The 16,313-nt window shown below is 68.0% G+C and carries 16 protein-coding genes and 1 other annotated feature; of the genes, 14 read left to right on the top strand and 2 right to left on the bottom strand.

Going from position 1 to position 16,313, the window contains the following annotated elements; translation table 11 throughout:
• The first annotated feature begins 14 nt into the window (after window positions 1-14).
• The 10 genes from soxB to MFF04_RS03075 all read left to right on the top strand — a co-directional run bounded on the left by soxB (window position 15) and on the right by MFF04_RS03075 (window position 8,189).
• Window positions 15-1,694, top strand: coding sequence for a thiosulfohydrolase SoxB (soxB, locus tag MFF04_RS03120; RefSeq protein ID WP_238274004.1), 1,680 nt, complete (start codon window positions 15-17; stop codon window positions 1,692-1,694).
• Window positions 1,695-1,747: 53 nt separating this feature from the next.
• Window positions 1,748-3,043 carry a sulfite dehydrogenase gene (gene soxC, locus MFF04_RS03115; RefSeq protein ID WP_238274003.1) on the top strand — a complete coding sequence of 432 codons (1,296 nt, stop codon included), beginning with the start codon at window positions 1,748-1,750 and terminating at the stop codon, window positions 3,041-3,043.
• A complete protein-coding gene (locus tag MFF04_RS03110) occupies window positions 3,027-3,704 on the top strand; it encodes a c-type cytochrome (RefSeq protein WP_238274002.1) in 678 nt (225 codons plus the stop codon). The genes soxC and MFF04_RS03110 overlap by 17 nt, the downstream gene beginning before the upstream one ends.
• Window positions 3,705-3,732: 28 nt before the next feature.
• Entirely contained in the window at window positions 3,733-4,698 is a 966-nt protein-coding gene (locus tag MFF04_RS03105; RefSeq protein ID WP_306308040.1) for an MBL fold metallo-hydrolase, read from the top strand.
• Window positions 4,699-4,796: 98 nt separating this feature from the next.
• Window positions 4,797-5,255 (top strand): DsrE family protein, encoded by a 459-nt coding sequence (locus MFF04_RS03100; RefSeq protein WP_238274001.1) that lies wholly within the window; start codon window positions 4,797-4,799, stop codon window positions 5,253-5,255.
• A gap of 64 nt (window positions 5,256-5,319) precedes the next feature.
• Complete coding sequence (locus tag MFF04_RS03095) at window positions 5,320-5,784, top strand: DsrE family protein (RefSeq protein ID WP_238274000.1); 465 nt, start codon at window positions 5,320-5,322, stop codon at window positions 5,782-5,784.
• A 9-nt stretch (window positions 5,785-5,793) separates the two neighbouring features.
• Window positions 5,794-6,780, top strand: a complete 987-nt coding sequence (locus MFF04_RS03090; protein WP_238273999.1) for a substrate-binding domain-containing protein — start codon at window positions 5,794-5,796, stop codon at window positions 6,778-6,780.
• A 2-nt stretch (window positions 6,781-6,782) separates the two neighbouring features.
• Complete coding sequence (locus tag MFF04_RS03085) at window positions 6,783-7,556, top strand: extracellular solute-binding protein (protein WP_238273998.1); 774 nt, start codon at window positions 6,783-6,785, stop codon at window positions 7,554-7,556.
• A gap of 140 nt (window positions 7,557-7,696) precedes the next feature.
• Window positions 7,697-7,870 carry a hypothetical protein gene (locus MFF04_RS03080; protein ID WP_238273997.1) on the top strand — a complete coding sequence of 58 codons (174 nt, stop codon included), beginning with the start codon at window positions 7,697-7,699 and terminating at the stop codon, window positions 7,868-7,870.
• Between the two features lie 73 nt (window positions 7,871-7,943).
• Window positions 7,944-8,189 (top strand): hypothetical protein, encoded by a 246-nt coding sequence (locus MFF04_RS03075; RefSeq protein WP_238273996.1) that lies wholly within the window; start codon window positions 7,944-7,946, stop codon window positions 8,187-8,189.
• 394 nt (window positions 8,190-8,583) lie between these two features.
• Here MFF04_RS03075 and MFF04_RS03070 read toward each other — a convergent pair whose 3' ends face one another.
• A complete protein-coding gene (locus MFF04_RS03070; RefSeq protein ID WP_238273995.1) occupies window positions 8,584-8,976 on the bottom strand; it encodes a thioredoxin family protein in 393 nt (130 codons plus the stop codon).
• Window positions 8,977-9,007: 31 nt separating this feature from the next.
• Window positions 9,008-9,793 carry a pentapeptide repeat-containing protein gene (locus MFF04_RS03065; protein ID WP_238274081.1) on the bottom strand — a complete coding sequence of 262 codons (786 nt, stop codon included), beginning with the start codon at window positions 9,791-9,793 and terminating at the stop codon, window positions 9,008-9,010.
• 1,198 nt (window positions 9,794-10,991) lie between these two features.
• Here MFF04_RS03065 and MFF04_RS03060 point away from each other — a divergent pair.
• From MFF04_RS03060 to nhaA, 4 genes are all read left to right on the top strand, one after another.
• Entirely contained in the window at window positions 10,992-11,717 is a 726-nt protein-coding gene (locus MFF04_RS03060) for a c-type cytochrome (RefSeq protein WP_238273994.1), read from the top strand.
• Window positions 11,718-11,932: 215 nt separating this feature from the next.
• Window positions 11,933-12,685 (top strand): c-type cytochrome, encoded by a 753-nt coding sequence (locus MFF04_RS03055; RefSeq protein WP_238273993.1) that lies wholly within the window; start codon window positions 11,933-11,935, stop codon window positions 12,683-12,685.
• Between the two features lie 525 nt (window positions 12,686-13,210).
• Window positions 13,211-13,266 (top strand) — a sequence feature (sul1 is cis-regulatory element that is thought to sense ions involved in sulfur or methionine metabolism; They are found in Alphaproteobacteria).
• A gap of 108 nt (window positions 13,267-13,374) precedes the next feature.
• Window positions 13,375-14,859, top strand: coding sequence for a SulP family inorganic anion transporter (locus MFF04_RS03050; RefSeq protein WP_238273992.1), 1,485 nt, complete (start codon window positions 13,375-13,377; stop codon window positions 14,857-14,859).
• A 249-nt stretch (window positions 14,860-15,108) separates the two neighbouring features.
• Window positions 15,109-16,311, top strand: coding sequence for a Na+/H+ antiporter NhaA (gene nhaA, locus MFF04_RS03045; RefSeq protein WP_238273991.1), 1,203 nt, complete (start codon window positions 15,109-15,111; stop codon window positions 16,309-16,311).
• Window positions 16,312-16,313: the final 2 nt, after the last annotated feature.

Below are 16,313 nucleotides of genomic sequence, written 5' to 3'. Positions count from 1 at the left end.
CGTCGGAACCTACGATGACCTCACGCCGCGACTTCCTGCAGATCGCCGCCGCCACCGCGGCCCTGGTGCCGACCGGCTGGGCGCGTGCCTTCGCCCAGCAGCGCCTGACCCAGGACGACCTCCTGGCCTTCGAGCCCATGGGAAACGTCACCCTGGTCCACCTGACGGACATCCACGCGCAGCTTCTGCCAGTGCTTTTTCGCGAGCCCTCGACCAATCTCGGCGTCGGCGAGGCGCGGGGGCAGGTCCCACACGTCACGGGGCGCGCCTACCTCGACCTCTACGGCATTCCGGGCGGCTCCCCGCTCGCCTACGCGCTCACGCCCGAGGACTACGTCGCGCTTGCCCGCGGCTACGGCCGCATGGGCGGCCTCGACCGCATCGCCACGGTGCTCGACGCGATCCGCGCAGAGCGCGGCGATAAGGTGCTGTTCCTCGACGGCGGCGACACCTGGCAGAACAGCTACACCTCGTTGGTGAGCAAGGGCCAGGACATGGTCGATTGCATGGCGCTGCTGAAGCCCGACGCCATGACCGGCCACTGGGAGTTCACCCTCGGCACCGAGCGGGTCAAGGAGCTCGTGGACGGGCTCGGCTGCCCCTTCCTGGGCCAGAACGTCCGCGACGCCGAATGGAACGAGCCGGCCTTCGAGGCCATGAAGATGTTCGAGCGCGGCGGCGCGAAGGTCGCGGTGATCGGGCAGGCCTTCCCCTACACGCCGATCGCCAACCCGCGCTGGATGATCCCGAACTGGTCCTTCGGCATCCGCGAGGAGGAGGTGCAGGCGAGCGTCGACAAGGCCCGAAAGGACGGCGCCGACCTCGTCGTGCTGCTCTCCCACAACGGCTTCGACGTCGACCGAAAGCTCGCCTCGCGGGTGAAGGGGATCGACGTCGTCCTCACCGGCCACACCCACGACGCGCTGCCGCAGGCCGTGAAGGTCGGCCAGACCCTGCTCATCGCGTCGGGCAGCCACGGCAAGTTCCTCACCCGCGTCGATCTCGACGTGAGGGACGGCGCCGTGAAGGGGTTCCGCTCGAAGCTGATTCCGATCTTCTCCGACGTCATCGCGCCGCAGAAGGCGATGGCCGAGAAGATCGGATCGATCCGAGAGCCCCACGAGGCGATGCTGAAGGAGGAACTCGGTCGGACCGAGGGACTGCTCTACCGCCGTAGCAACTTCAACGGCACCCTCGACGACATGATCTGCGACGCGCTGCTCGCCGAGCGCGAGGCGGAGATCGCGCTCTCCCCCGGCTTCCGCTGGGGCACGACCCTGCTGCCGGGCCAGCCGATCACCCGCGAGGACGTCTACAACGCCACCGCCATCACTTACCCGGCAGCCTATCGCATGACCATGACGGGTACCCGGCTCAAGGAGGTGCTGGAGGATGTGGCCGACAACCTCTTCAACGCCGACCCCTACTATCAGCAGGGCGGCGACATGGTGCGGGTCGGGGGCGTCTCCTACGCCATCGACGTGGCCCGGCCGGCCGGCAGCCGCGTGTCCGACTTGACCCTACTGCGCACCGGCAAGCCCATCGAAGCCGGAGCCTCCTACACGGTGGCCGGCTGGGCCAGCGTCAACGAAGGCACCGAGGGGCCACCGATCTGGGACGTCGTGGCCACGCATGTCCGGAGAAAGGGCACGGTAAACCCGACGCCTGCGCAGGTCACGGTCCGCGGCGCTTGATCGCGCCTTATTCATTCACGTATCTGAATATATGAAACAGTTCGGAGAGACCCATGTCTGAACCGAAGCGCCACCTCGGTCCATCGAGCCCTACCTCACGCCGTTCCTTCCTGCGCACCGGCCTGGCGCTCGGCGGCGCAGTCGGGGCCGGCGGTTTCACGGGCCGGGCCGCCGCCGAGACGCCGGACGCGAAGAACCTGCCGCCCAACGTGCCCGAATGGTCGCAGGCGCTCGGCGAAGGCGTCGTCAGCCGCCCCTACGGCCGCCCGTCGAAGTTCGAGGCGGACGTGATCCGGCGTGATGTCGAGTGGCTGACAGCCTCGCGCCAGAGTTCCGTCAGCTTCACGCCCCTGCATCAGTTGGAGGGCATCATCACCCCGAACGGCCTCGGCTTCGAGCGCCATCATGGCGGCATCGCCGAGATCGACCCGGCCGAGCACAGGCTGATGATCCACGGCCTCGTCGAGAAGCCGCTGATGCTGACGCTGGAGGACGTGAAGCGCTTCCCCCGGGTCAACCGGATCGCCTTCCTAGAATGCGCGGCCAATTCCGGCATGGAGTGGAAGGGCGCCCAACTCAACGGCTGCCAGTTCACGCATGGCATGGTCCACTGCGTGATGTACACCGGCGTGCCGCTGAGGCGCCTCTTGGAGGAGGCCGGCCTCAAGACGAACGCCAAGTGGCTGCTGCCCGAGGGCGCCGACGCCGCGGCGATGACGCGCTCGGTGCCCATCGAGAAGGCGCTCGACGACGCCATCGTCGCCTACGCCATGAACGGCGAGGCACTCTATCCCGAGCACGGCTATCCGCTGCGACTCGTCCTGCCCGGCTGGCAGGGCAACATGTGGGTGAAGTGGCTGCGCCGGATCAAGGTCGGCGACGAGCCCTGGCACACCCGCGAGGAGACCTCGAAATATACCGCGCTGATGCCGGACGGGCAGGCGAGGCGGTTCACCTGGGCGATGGACGCCAAGTCCGTCATCACCAATCCGAGTCCGCAGGCGCCTATCCACCACAAGGGCTTCACGGTGCTCTCCGGGCTTGCCTGGTCCGGCCGCGGCACGATCAAGGGCGTGGACGTGTCACTCGACGGCGGGCGCAACTGGCGCGCCGCCCGCCTCGACGGCCCTGTCCTCGATAAGGCGCTGACGCGCTTCTACTACGAGTTCGACTGGAACGGGGACCCGCTGCTGTTGCAATCGCGGGCGCTCGACGAAACCGGCTACGTCCAGCCGACCAAGGCGGCTCTGCGACAGCACCGCGGGCTCAACTCGATCTACCACAACAACGGCATCCAGACCTGGCACGTGCTGCCGAACGGGGAGATCGAGAATGTCGAGGTCGCGTAACGGCATCGGGGCCGCTCTCGCGGCCCTCTTCCTCACAGCCTCTCCGGCGGTCGCCGAGCGCCTGAACATCGGGCGTGTCGCGACGCCCGAGGAGATCAAGGGCTGGGACATCGATGTGCGTCCGGACGGCAAGGGCCTTCCGGTCGGCAAGGGTACGGCCGCACTCGGCGAGACGATCTTCCAGGAGCGCTGCGCCAGCTGTCACGGCGAGTTCGGCGAGGGGGCCGGCCGCTGGCCCGAGCTCGCCGGCGGGGCCGGCACGATCAAGTCGGAAAGCCCCGTCAAGACCGTCGGCTCCTACTGGCCCTACGTCTCGACGGTGTTCGACTTCGTGCATCGGGCGATGCCCTTCGGCGCTGCCCAGACCCTCACCCCGGACGAGACCTACTCTGTCACCGCCTACCTTCTCTACCTCAACGACATCCTGAAGGACCAGGACTTCGAGGTGAACGAGAAGAACCTCGCCACGATCCGGCTGCCGAACGAGAAGAACTTCTTCATGGACGACCGCGAGACCGCGGAGAAGGAGTTCTGGACGGCCAAGCCCTGTATGTCGAACTGCTTGCCGAAGGAAGCGATGATCACGGGGCGCGCCCGCATCCTCGACGTGACACCCGACAAGGCGCCCGATTCCGAGAAGAAATCGCCTCCGGTCCAATAGTGTCCTGCTGGGATGCGGAGATGTATCGATGAGCGAGTTCCACGAGGCGGCTTGGCGGAAATCGTTCCCCGGGAGTTGCGACCGGAGAACCGTCTTGGCCGGCGTGGCGGCGCTGCTGGCCCCCGCTTGGCCGGTCGGGCCGGCGGTGGCCAGCCCCACGGCGCCGCTCAAGGTCGGCGACGCAACCGTGGAGACGGCGAGTGACGGCACGCTGTCGTCCTCCCTTGCCTTCATGCTCCCCGACGTGCCGCGCGCGGAGGTCGATGCGGTGTTCAGCGCCGAGGGACAACCGGCGGAAGGGAGCCCGATCCCAACCAACGCGAGCCTCGTGCGTGTCGGCGGGGAGGTCATCCTGATCGATGCGGGCTCGGGGAATTCGTTCCAGCCGACGGCGGGGAAGCTCGGGGATACCCTGGAGGGCAGGAACGTTGGGCGCGAGGCGGTCACCCGCATCGTGTTCACGCACGCCCACCCGGACCATCTCTGGGGCGCCATCGACGACTTCGACGACAGCGAGCGTTTCCCAAACGCCCGCTACGTCGTGCCAACAGCGGAATGGGACTTCTGGACACGCGACGACGTCGAGACCCTGGTGCCGGATTGGCTGAAGGGCTTCGCCGTCGGCTCCCGGCGGACCCTGAGGCGCCTCGAAGCCAAGGTCGAGCGCCGCAAGCCCGGCGAGGCGGTCGCGCCCGGCCTCACCTACGTGGCGACGCCGGGGCATACGCCCGGCCATGCCTCCGTCCTCGTCGAGGCCGGCAGGGAGCAGCTCCTCATCGGTGGGGATGCCCTAAGCCACGCCGTAGCCTCCTTCCGTCGCCCCGCATGGGCCTTCGGGAGCGATCTCGACCGCGACCTCGCGATCCGCACCCGCCTCGCCCTGCTCGACCGATTGGCCAACGAGCGGGTGACGCTCGTCGGCTTCCACTTGCCAGGCTCGGGCGTAGGTCGCGTCGAGCGGTCCGGGGACGCCTATCGGTTCGTGCCGGCATGAGCCGTACGGCCACGGGCCGCGCGTTAAGGCCCGCTTAAGGCGCGGCCCGCAGGCGGGGGCGGACGACCGAGGGAAACTCGGAACCGGGAGGGACGGTCATGGTGGTGTCGCGCAGGGGCGTTTCAGGCATCGCGGCGCTCGTGGCCGGCCTCGCGGTCACGCGGGCGAAGGCCGCGGAGACCGCTGCGAAGACGCATCGGGTCGCGATGCAGGTGAGCACGAACGATGCCGGCGTGTTCGATCTCGCCCTCAGCAATGCCGTGAACCTCGCCCGCGAGTACGGCGAGGCCGCGGAGGAAGTCGAGGTCGAGATCGTCGCCTACGGCCCCGGACTGCACATGGTCCGGGCCGACACCTCGCCGGCCAAGGCGCGCATCCACTCGGTGACGGAAAGCGTGCCGGGCATCGTCCTCTCGGCCTGCGGCAACACCATCGCGGCGATGGAGCACGCGGAAGGGCGAAAGCTGGAATTGTTGCCGGGCGTGGGCGTGGTCCGCGCCGGTGCCGTACGGCTCGTCGCGCTGCAGGAGGCAGGCTGGAGCTACCTCCGCGTCTGATTGACCCTTTCCCTTTCCAAGGCGGCCATTCCGGCTAGCCCGAGACACGCATCCGGAGGTCACCATGATCCCGTCCCGCCTCTTGACGGCCGTACTGCTCATGCTGGGACTCGGCCTCGGGAACGCCCTCGCGGCCGGGGAGGCGGCACCCGGCTATTACACCCCGCAGAAGGTGGTCTACCACAACGACGGCGCGCCGCCGGACAACGGGGCCTACTTCAAACGCCTGCTCGGCAACATCCGCAACCACGTCGAGGCGCTCGGCAGGGACAAGGTGGAGATCCGCGTCGTCGACCACGGCGACGGCTTGGTCCTGTTCCAGATGGCGAAGGAAGACCGCGACCTCGCTGGACGCATCGAGGCCCTCAAGGGCATGGGCGTCCGATTCCTGATCTGCAACAACACCCTGACAGAGCGGAAGATCGACTGGCACGGGCTCTATGGCGTCAAGGAGGAAGACATCGTGCCGAGCGGGGTCGCCGAACTCGCCCGGCTCCAGGGCTTGGGCTTCACCTACATCCATCCATAGGAGCGCCAGATGTCCCGCCCGCTTCCCGCCGTCCTCTCCTGCCTCGCCCTGCTCGCCGCTCCACCGGCCGGTGCGGACCCGCGGCGTGACGCCGACCGCACATTCCCACCCTGGCAGGGGGGCGCCAACGCCCCGGCTCGCGATAAGGGCCTGGAGTTCACGGTCCACGAGGCGGACAATCTAGCGGACTTCCACGGCGACCTTACGAACGCCCGACTGATCCTCTACGTCGGCGGCAACTATTTCTTCGCAATGGCCCCGTTGGTCGCCGCCTTCGAGGCTCTACACCCGAAACTCGTCGGCTTGATCTATTACGAGACCATACCGCCGGGCTTACTCGTCAGGCAAATGCGCGCTGACGGACGCATCACGGTGGGCAACATGACTTGGACCGCCAAGCCGGATGCCTATCTCGCCGGGCTGGGGGCGGTCGAGCGGCTCGTCCGCGAGGGGGACTTGGTCGGGCCCGCCATCCCCTACGTGACAAACCAACTGACAATCATGGTGCCGAAGGGCAATCCGGCGAAGGTGACAGGGCTCGCAGACCTAGCGCGGCCAGGCCTCCGGTTGGCGATGCCGAACCCAGAATTCGAGGGCGTCGCACGGCAGATCAAGGCCGCGCTTCGGAAAGCCGGCGGCGAGGAGCTCGTCAGGTCTGTTTACGAGACGAAAGTGGCCGAGGGCACGACAACCCTCACGCGGATGCATCACCGGCAAACACCGGTGTGGCTGATGCAGGGGCGGGCGGACGCCGGCGTCACATGGCTCTCGGAGGCGGTGTTCCAGGCCGAAGCAAACCTGCCGACGGAGCGCGTCGACATCCCGGCCGACCTGAACGAAACGGGCGTCTACGCCGGTGCCGCTGTGAAGAATGCTGCCCATCCCGAGGAAGCTCGTGCCTGGCTGGACTTCCTGCGCGGTGCGGAAGCCCGCGCGATCTTCACTCGCTACGGCTTCAAGACCTACAGCGCCGACGGCACCCCGGATCGGAATTAGCCATGCCCCGTACCGCCCAGGTTCTCGCCGCGGCCATGACGTTCGCCCTCGTCGGCGTGGCCCGCGCCGCGCCGGACACGGTTCGGGTCTACGGGCCCGGCGGCCCGCTGCCGGCTGTCAAGGAGGCGGCGGAGACATTCGGCAAGGCCCGCGGCATCGACGTGCAGGTCACGGCCGGCCCCACGCCCGGCTGGATCGACAAGGCCAAGCAGGATGCCGACGTGGTCTACAGCGGATCGGAGGCGATGATGTCCGAGTTCGTCGCCCTGATGCCGGACCAGATCGATTCGAAGGCGGCGCAGCCGCTCTACCTCCGCCCCGCCGCCATCCTGGTCCGGCCCGGCAATCCAGGGCGGATCACGGGTCTACGCGACCTGCTGAAACCTGGGCACCGCATCGTGGTCGTGAACGGGTCCGGCCAGGGTGGCCTCTGGGAGGATGTCGCAGGGCGCCTCGGCGACGTCGAGACCGTGCGCGCCTTCCGCCGCAACATCGCCCTCGTCGCCAAGACCAGCGCGGATGCCAAGCAGGCTTGGCTTTCCGACACGAACCTCGACGCATGGTTGATCTGGAACATATGGCAGGTGGCGAACCAGACGGTGGCCGATCAAGTGGAAATAGAGCCCGAGTACCGCATCTATCGCGACACCGGCGTCGCGGTGACAAAGCGCGGGTCGGAGAAGGAGGGGGCGAAGGCGTTCGCCGACTACCTCGCATCACCGGAGGCGGCACGTATCTTCGCCAAGTGGGGTTGGTGGACGGGACGGGAACGCTAGCGCTCAGGCGTACGGTGTCGAATCTGTCGGAATGCCTGACGCGGGCTGACGCAAGGGGCAGCTCGTGGGTATCCAGGCTCCTACGCGCTCGTGCGTCCGGACCCGACCCGGCGCTTGAAATCGAGGCCGTCCTCGACGCGATGGAAGCTTCGTTCAAGCGGAAGGGCGACTTCATCCTGGCGTTGGACGCCGTGGCGCAAGGCCTTGCGGAATTCGGCCCGCACGCCACCGTCGCCCAAGCAGACCCGCAGGTGGCGATCCGCGCGCGCTTGGCCCGCTTCGTGCGCCGGTCGCGGCACTCCGTCGGATCGTAGGACGTCACGCCGGCTTCCACGGGTGGCCGAGGAATGGAAAGGTCCGTCCGACGAGAGGAGGCGACGGGATCCGATGGCCTGCATTCACCGCTTCAAGCGTCCTCTGGGACCTGGACAGCTGGTATCGTGGACCGGCGTCTACAAGGAGGGGTTCGCCAGCCGCGAGGCCGCAGCGGCCTTCGTCGAGGCCCACGTCGCCTCCTACCAGGTCCACGGCTACAACGGCGAAGAGGGTTATTGGTGGTATCGGGAAGCCAGTGCCTCCATGACCACGATCTTCGCCGTCTGTAGCGACGGCCAATCGCTCGTCATCGGATAGAAACTCGCTCGATCCAGCGGGCGGCGGGCATGACCTCAGAGCGTCGTTCCGGGCCGGATGGAGACGGGGCCGCATCGGCGAGCCGAGCGGCGATGTCGTTCGGGTTCCGGACCGCTCCGGGGAGAAGGCCGACGGCAAGCCGCACGCGAGACCGTGGATCGGGAAGCCGCCGAAGCGGCTTTCCGACCAGTCGCTTCCGGAGCCCGCTGGCACCGCAAGACGGCCCGGCCCGCCGGAACGAGCAGGGCGAGCCCAAGCGCGAGGGCCGCTGGTCCGAGACGGACCTCCGAGGCGGCGGCTCAAGCACCAACGGCTGCAGCGGCAAGACGCAAGGCGACGGTACCGAGCGGATGCCGGGGAGAAATGCGTGGCTGGAACCGGTCGGCATGCCCGTTCAGAACGCCTTTTCGAGGAGGGCCGTGATCGCCTCAGGCTTCGTCTCACCCGACGAGCGGCCGGTTTCCAACTCGCCCCTGTAGGTAATCAACGTGCTCTGCATTGTCGCTCCGAAGCGTCTGAGCACGTCCTTGCGGCTGTCGAAGTCGACCTCGAAGACCTTGAGTTCCTTGAAACGCGGCTCGGCCTCCAGTTTGGCCAGGATCGGTTTCTGGGCAGCGCAGGTGGAGCACCACGGCGCGGTGACGTGCACGAGGATCGGCTTACCAGCCTTCTGGGCCGTTTCGAAGGCTGCGGACGTGTAGGCAACCGGGTCCGCGGCGAATGCCGCCGTACCGCCGAGCGAAAGGAGGAGGGTCAGGAGACCGATTAGGGAACGATGGGTCTTCATGCTGGAAGGCTCCTCGACGAACGGGACGGTATCAGTTGGAAGCCTGGGTGATGGCGCGGTCGGCGTTCACCCGCGACGCCCAGTCCTTGGCTTTGTCCTGTCCCTTGAGCGACAGGAGGCGCGTCCCGCTGACATCGACGCTCTTGAAGTCGGCTCCCGCGACGGTTGCGCCGGTCAGGTTCGCGCCGGACAGGTCGGACCCCATCAACACGACGTCCGTGAGGTCCGCGTCTGTGAGGTTGGCGTACTCCAGACGCGACCGGCCCAGGTTGGCTCCCTTGAGGTTCGCCCCTGAAAGGTTGACGGATGTGAACACCGCCCGCATCAGCCCCATGGACTGGTTCTTGATGTCGGCGCCCCCCCTCAGGTCCACCAACGTCGCGCCGCTCATGTTGGCGCCCTTGAAGTCGCCGATGGGCTGGGCGCGGCTCAGGTCGGCTCCGCTGAAGTTCGCCTCTCGTGCGGTGATGCCAAACATCTTGGCGTCGACGAGCTTGGCGCCCGACAGGTCGGCCTTGAGGAGCCAAGCTTGTTCAAGGTTCGCCCCGCTTAGGTCGGCGCCACGAAGGTTCGCCTTGTTGAGGCGCGCGGTGCGCAGGTTGGCGCCTTTGAGGTTCAGGCCGGAGAGGGCCTTGTCGGAGAGATCCAGGGGCTTTCCGTCAGCCTTGGCGATCAGGGCCTCGATGTCCGCTCGGCTCATCTCGGCTCGGGTCATGGCAGGCGTGTTCATGTCCGCTCCGAGCAGCAGGTCCTGCTCGGCACGCGCCGGACCCGCCAGCGCCATGGAGACGAGCACGAGGGGTACGAGGCTTCGCATGTTCACTCCCATCCAGGATCGCCGGGACCGCGCCCCGCGCTGGAGGCCGATCTCAAGGCGAATTCTCGTTGTGATACCCCGACGGTATCCTCCCTCGTCCGTACCGTCTGTGACCGGGGTCACCGAGACCGGCGGAACACGGGTCGAAATTGCAGGTCGACCCGGGCATTTCCGCTATCCCGAGCCAGGGCATCGAGAAGCCGCACGTCGAGCGCGCACCGAATCGAGCGACGGATCGAGCCGTTCCCGATCATCCCTTGGTTTGGCGCCACATACCTTCAGTTCGCACGCGAGGCAGCCCGCATCACAACGCGGGAAGCAGGTGCCGTCGCCTGCGAACTCAACGGCACCTGCGCGGACTGCCATATGCGAATGGACGGCCGGATGCGGGTCTTCCGGATGTCGGAGGCCGGCCGCGAGAAGCTGATCTACAAGGTTGGCGGGGGGCGCGGGGGCTGCGTGCTCACGGCCCAATGCCTGGCCTCGGGAGGCGGCTTCCCGGCCCAGAGCGTCGTCGAGGACCGAATAGAGCTGGCCGCCCTGCCTGCCGATGCCTATCGAACCCTCGTGGCGAACAGTTCGCTTTCGCCACTGTCGAACAGCGTCTGGCGCGAGGTCTGCCGATCGAGGCTGACAGGGAGGGGACTGTCGCGAAGCCGCACCAGCGGCCCGCCGCCGACTTCGGAAGCGTGGGCGAGGTGGCCAGTCGCGTCCTCGGGGAGTGGATGGACGCCGGTATGGTCGAGTTGCGGCGCGGGGCGATCGAGATCGTCAATCGAACGGGCTCGCCTTCAACCGGTCACACTAGCCGCCTGTTCGCCGGCAGACTGCATATGGGCCGGCGCCGTAACCTTGGCAGGGCGGCGAATGCCCGGCAGGCGCACGGATGCCTTCGCGGCTGCCCCGAGCGCCCTACTGGAGCGGTGCGCACCGGTGCCGAGCGCCGCGTCCCGTGACTTGCAAGCCTCTTGGCCGAACCTTGGGTCTCAGCGCCCAGCCCTGTGCCCGTCAGTGCTTTGGGGCTTGCGCCCCCCTGACCGTTTCGCACAGACAAGGCCGAGCCTAGCCCCCGTATGGACAAACTCGGCCATCGCGGCACCGGGCATGCATTCTCATGTCAGCCGACCGACTTCACCCCAGCTTGCCTGGCGGAACATATGCGATAAATTGCATGGGTCTCTGATGGTGGGCTTGTCCCATGGAGCGATCCGGTCAGCGGAAGCAGAAACGTTCATGGGTGGGCTTTTGCCTGTGGCGCCTGCCCGGCGATGCAACTCGGCTGACCGTCGCGCTCGGCCTGACCCTACAAACCCTGCCTTCGGCCGCGCTCGACCCGGCAAGCATCGCTTCGAACGGGAGCGCGGACGGCGCGCCGGCCTGCGGCTCGTGTCACGGTGCCAACGGAGAGGGCAACTCGAATGCAGGCTTTCCCAGGCTGTCCGGGCTGGCGGCCGATTACCTGCTCCGCCAACTGGCGAGCTTCGCTGGCGCTGGCCGCGCCAGCGAGGTCATGCAGCCTATCGCCAGCGCCCTGAGCGAGCCCGAGCGTAGGGCGCTGGCGTCGTACTACGCCGGGCTGCCAGCCTGGAAGGCGGAGGGCGGCGAGCCTCCTGACGGGCAGCTCGTCTTCAGGGGACGTGCCCTGGCAAAGAGCGGCGATTGGGCCCGTGGGATGCCGGGCTGCCCACAATGCCACGGCCCGGTCGGTCAGGGCGTCGGTGCGGTGTTCCCCGCCCTCGCCGGGCAGCCTGCGGCCTACGCCGCCGCGCAGCTCGCGGCCTGGAAGAACAAGACCAGGGCGAACGATCCGCTCGGCCTCATGGCCGGCGTGGCGGAAAAGCTCACCGACGACGAGGCCGCCGCCGTTTCCGCCTACTACGCGAGCTTGCCCGTCCCGGCGACGCGAAACGGAGGTCCGCGGTGAGCACAGATGTTTCGAGGAGGTGGACGCGGACCGTCGGCGCGGCCTCGCTCGGCCTCATCGTGCTCGTCGGACAAGGGTTTCCTAAGGCCGAGGGGACGGGCGGTGGCCGAGCGGAACAGACGCGTCGGCCCGACCCTGCCGGGAACGCCGCGGGGCACGTCCAGCCCCCGCCGGAGAGCGCGATCCCGGACGGTCCGTTCGGGACGATGGTCCGGATGGGCAGTGACATCTTTCAAGATACCGGGAGACACGCCAGCGGTTTCGTCGGCAACGACTTGCGCTGTTCGAACTGCCATCTCGACGGCGGCAGGCTCCCCGGCTCGGCGCCGCTCTGGGCCGCTTACGAGAACTATCCGGCCTATCGCTCGAAGAACCGGCACGTGAACACCTTCGCGGAGCGGCTTCAGGGCTGCTTCCGCTACAGCATGAACGGTAAGGCCCCGCAGCTCGGCGATCCGGTGCTGGTCGCGCTGGAGAGCTACGCCTTCTTCCTGGCACGGGGCGCGCGGACCGGCGTGAGTCCGCCGGGCCGGGGTTACCCGAAGCTAGCGCAGCCCGTCTCGCTCGACATCGCACGCGGGCGAGACGTCTATGCCGCAAAATGCGCCTTGTGCCACGGTGCCAGCGGGGAAGGCCAAGCGACCGCGGATGGATATACCGTGTTCCCGCCGCTCTGGGGGGCGCGGTCCTACAACTGGGGAGCGGGCATGAGCTCGGTCGCCAATGCCGCCGGTTTCATCAAGGCGAACATGCCGCTCGGCCAGGGCAACACCCTTTCGGACGAGGAAGCTTGGTCCGTCGCGGCCTTTATCGACAGCCGCGAAAGGCCGCAGGATCCACGTTTCGAAGGCTCGGTCGACGAGACTCGGAAGGCGCATCACGACGACCCGCTCGACTTCTATGGCCAGACGGTGGATGGCGTTCTCCTCGGCCAGAACGCGCCACCCTCCGGCACCGTGCCGCCTTGAACGTCATCGGCGCCGACCGCGGCGTCCAATTCGCGATCAACGCCTCGTCGTGCATCTCGATTGTTGAAATCCGTTTCGGGCATGGAGCTTCGGCCAATATCGAGGGTCGCGGCAGCGCGATGACAGCGTGTTCCGGGTGGACCTGGCCGCTGCGGGCAGGAGATGTGGTATCTCGGAGCCGTCCCGCAGCAAGGCAGCAACATCTCCGCGGTTCGCCTATGTCGTGTCGCCACCAGTCCGATAGCCTCCCCCCGCCGAGCTTCCGGGACGCGCCTTGCTCGACCCGCAGGTGGCGACGTCGATCAGGCACGCGCCCGACGGCCTGCAACGACAACGAGGGTGGCGCCTGGGACCGTGCCCGCGCGATCTTCGCGGCCGTGCTCGGTGGTCTTCTCGCCATCGGCGCGGCCCTCGGTGCCCTCGACCTCTGACGATCACCCGCGCCCCCCACCGCCCAGGACGGGAACCGGACGCAGCTGCCGTATTGCGCTGCAGCGAACTCTTCGGTTATGGTTCCTCCACAAGACCGGACCCGGTGAAAGCCCGGGTGGCTCTTCCGGCCGCCGATCCGCCGGACAACGCAAATCGTGGTGCCTGAGTCGCGGACCTCCGAGGAGGCCGACCGGCCCTGTTGCGCGCCCCATGCGACGTACCGAACGCGCCTGGGACAAGGAAAGCCTTTCACAACAATGGATCTCGTCCACCTACGGAGCGAGTGGGCTCCGAACGTCACGCGCGAGTTGCTGGCGGGCGCCGTCGTGGCCCTCGCCCTCATCCCGGAGGCCATCGCCTTCTCCATCATCGCCGGCGTCGATCCGAAGGTCGGCCTCTACGCCTCCTTCTGCATCGCCGTCGTCACCGCCTTCGCGGGCGGCCGGCCCGCCATGATCTCCGCCGCGACCGGCGCCATGGCGCTCCTGATGGTCGGCCTCGTGAAGGACCATGGCGTCGGCTACCTGTTCGCCGCCACCATCCTCACCGGCCTTCTCCAGATCGCCGCCGGCGCGCTCCGGCTCGGCAACCTCATGCGGTTCGTCTCGCGCTCGGTCGTGACCGGGTTCGTCAACGCCCTGGCCATCCTGATCTTCCTGGCGCAGATGCCGGAACTCATCGGCCAGGGCACCACCGTCTACCTGATGACGGCGGTCGGCCTCTGCATCATCTACGGCCTGCCGTACCTCACCAAGGCGGTACCCTCGCCGTTGGTCACCATCGTCCTGCTGACCGGGGTCTCGATGTACCTCGGCCTCGGCATCCACAAGGTCGGCGACATGGGCGCGCTGCCGAGCGAGCTGCCCTGGGTGGCGCTGCCGCAGGTGCCGTTCACCTGGGAGACCCTGCGCATCATCCTGCCGGTGTCGCTGACGCTGACCATGGTCGGGCTCCTGGAAAGCCTGATGACTGCGGCCATCGTCGACGAGATGACCGACACGACCTCGAACAAGAACCGCGAGTGCGCCGGCCAGGGCGTCGCCAACATCGCCTCCGGGCTCCTCGGCGGCATGGCCGGCTGCGCCATGATCGGCCAGTCGGTGATCAACGTCTCCTCCGGCGGCCGGGGACGACTCTCGACCCTGTTCTCCGGCGTGTTCCTGTTGTTCCTGATCGTCGTGCTCGGCCCCTACGTCGCGCAGATTCCCATGGCGGCGCTGGTCGCGGTCATGATCATGGTCTCGATCAACACCTTCCAGTGGAAGTCCTTCCGCACGCTGGTGACCCATCCGAAGTCGTCGAGCTTCGTCATGCTCGGCACCGTCGTGGTCGTCGTGGCCACCCACGACCTCGCCAAGGGCGTGCTGTTCGGGGTGATCCTCAGCGGCCTGTTCTTCGCCCACAAGGTCACCAAGTTCTTCGGCGTCGCGTCCTCGCGCGACGAGGCCCGTGCGGCGCGCACCTACAAGGTGACCGGCCAGATCTTCTTCGCGACCGCAGAGGCGTTCCACTCCGCCTTCGACTTTCGCGAGGAGGACCTCCGGGGCGTCGTGCTCGACCTGACGGCTGCGCACTTCTGGGACATCACCAGCGTCAACGCGCTCGACCGGGTCGTGCTCAAGTTCCGGCACCACGGCATCCCGGTCGACGTCATCGGCATGAACGAGGCCACGGCCACGATGGTCGAACGGCTCGGCACCCATGACAAGCCGGGGGCTGCGCTGGCCGCCCCCGGTCACTGAACCTAGGAAGAGGCATGGGCGCAGGCGGTGACCCGTGCCCATGCCGCCCGACCCGAGGCCGCTCAAGCGTGGGCTGGGATACGTCCCACGACAAGCCGGCGGGTTCCGGCCCCCCTCTCCTGGGATCCGGGGCGGGACGGGTTGTCCCTATCCCGCTTCGATGCGATAGCCCGCGCAGGGTGCGCGGTCCGTCTGTCGGACCGGTAGGACGAGCGCTGGTCGGGCCGCCAGCGCCGGAGACCCGTGCCCGTGGCGTCGCCTTCGCACATCGTTCCGCGGCCTCGCCGCCGTCCCCTGTCGGCCCTGCGCAATGTCCTGACCAGCGACGCCGGCGGCGGCCTCGTCCTGATGGCGAGCGCCGCGCTCGCCCTGGTGATCGCCAACTCGCCGCTGGCGGACACCTACTTCGCCGCGCTCAAGGCCTATCTCGGTCCCCTGTCGGTCCTGCACTGGATCAACGACGCCCTCATGGCGGTGTTCTTCCTGCTCGTCGGACTGGAGATCAAGCGCGAGGTGCTGGACGGGCGCCTGCGCACTTGGCCCGACCGCGTCCTGCCGGGGCTGGCCGCGCTCGGCGGCATGGCGGCGCCGGCCCTCGTCTACGCCGCCGTGAACTGGAACTCGCCTGAGACCCTGCGGGGCTGGGCGATCCCGGCCGCCACCGACATCGCCTTCGCCCTCGGCGTGCTGGCCTTGCTCGGGTCCCGGGTGCCGGTCTCGCTCAAGGTCTTCCTGACGGCGCTCGCCATCATCGACGACCTGGGCGCCGTGCTCATCATCGCGGCGTTCTACACCGCCGACCTATCGCTTCCGATGCTCGGTGGCGCGGGCCTCACGCTCGCGGTTCTCTACGGCCTCAACAAGGCCGGTGTGGCCCGCCTTTGGCCGTACCTGTTGCTCGGCGTGGTGCTGTGGGTGTTCGTGCTCAAGTCCGGCGTCCATGCGACCATCGCGGGCGTGCTGCTGGCGCTGACGATCCCGTTGCGGCTGAGCGTCGGCAAGCCGGACGATCCGACCTCGCCGCTGCACATCCTGGAGCACGCGGTCCATCCCTGGTCGGCCTACCTCATCCTGCCCATCTTCGGCTTCGCCAACGCGGGCGTGTCGCTCGCCGGGATCACGCCGCGCATGCTGCTGGACCCGGTCACGCTCGGCGTGGCGCTCGGCCTGTTCGTCGGCAAGCAGGTCGGCGTGTTCGGCCTCGTCCTCGCCGCGGTGAGGCTCGGGCTGGCGCAGCGGCCGGCGCACGCGACCTGGCCGCAGGTCTACGGCGTCTCGCTCCTCTGCGGCGTCGGCTTCACCATGAGCCTGTTCATCGGCCTGCTCGCCTTCGCGAACGCCCCGGAGCTTGCGGCAGAGACCAAGGTCGGCGTGCTGATCGGGTCTCTTGCCTGCATGGCCGCCGGGGCGCTGGTGCTGCGGTTCGCCCCGGCCCATCCGTCCCGGCGCTGAAC

Origin of the sequence: Methylobacterium jeotgali (assembly GCF_022179345.1) — a bacterium.
GTDB classification, from domain to species: domain Bacteria; phylum Pseudomonadota; class Alphaproteobacteria; order Rhizobiales; family Beijerinckiaceae; genus Methylobacterium; species Methylobacterium jeotgali.
Note: the sequence above shows the minus strand (reverse complement) of the source record. Positions and strands in the feature narration are given on the sequence as shown.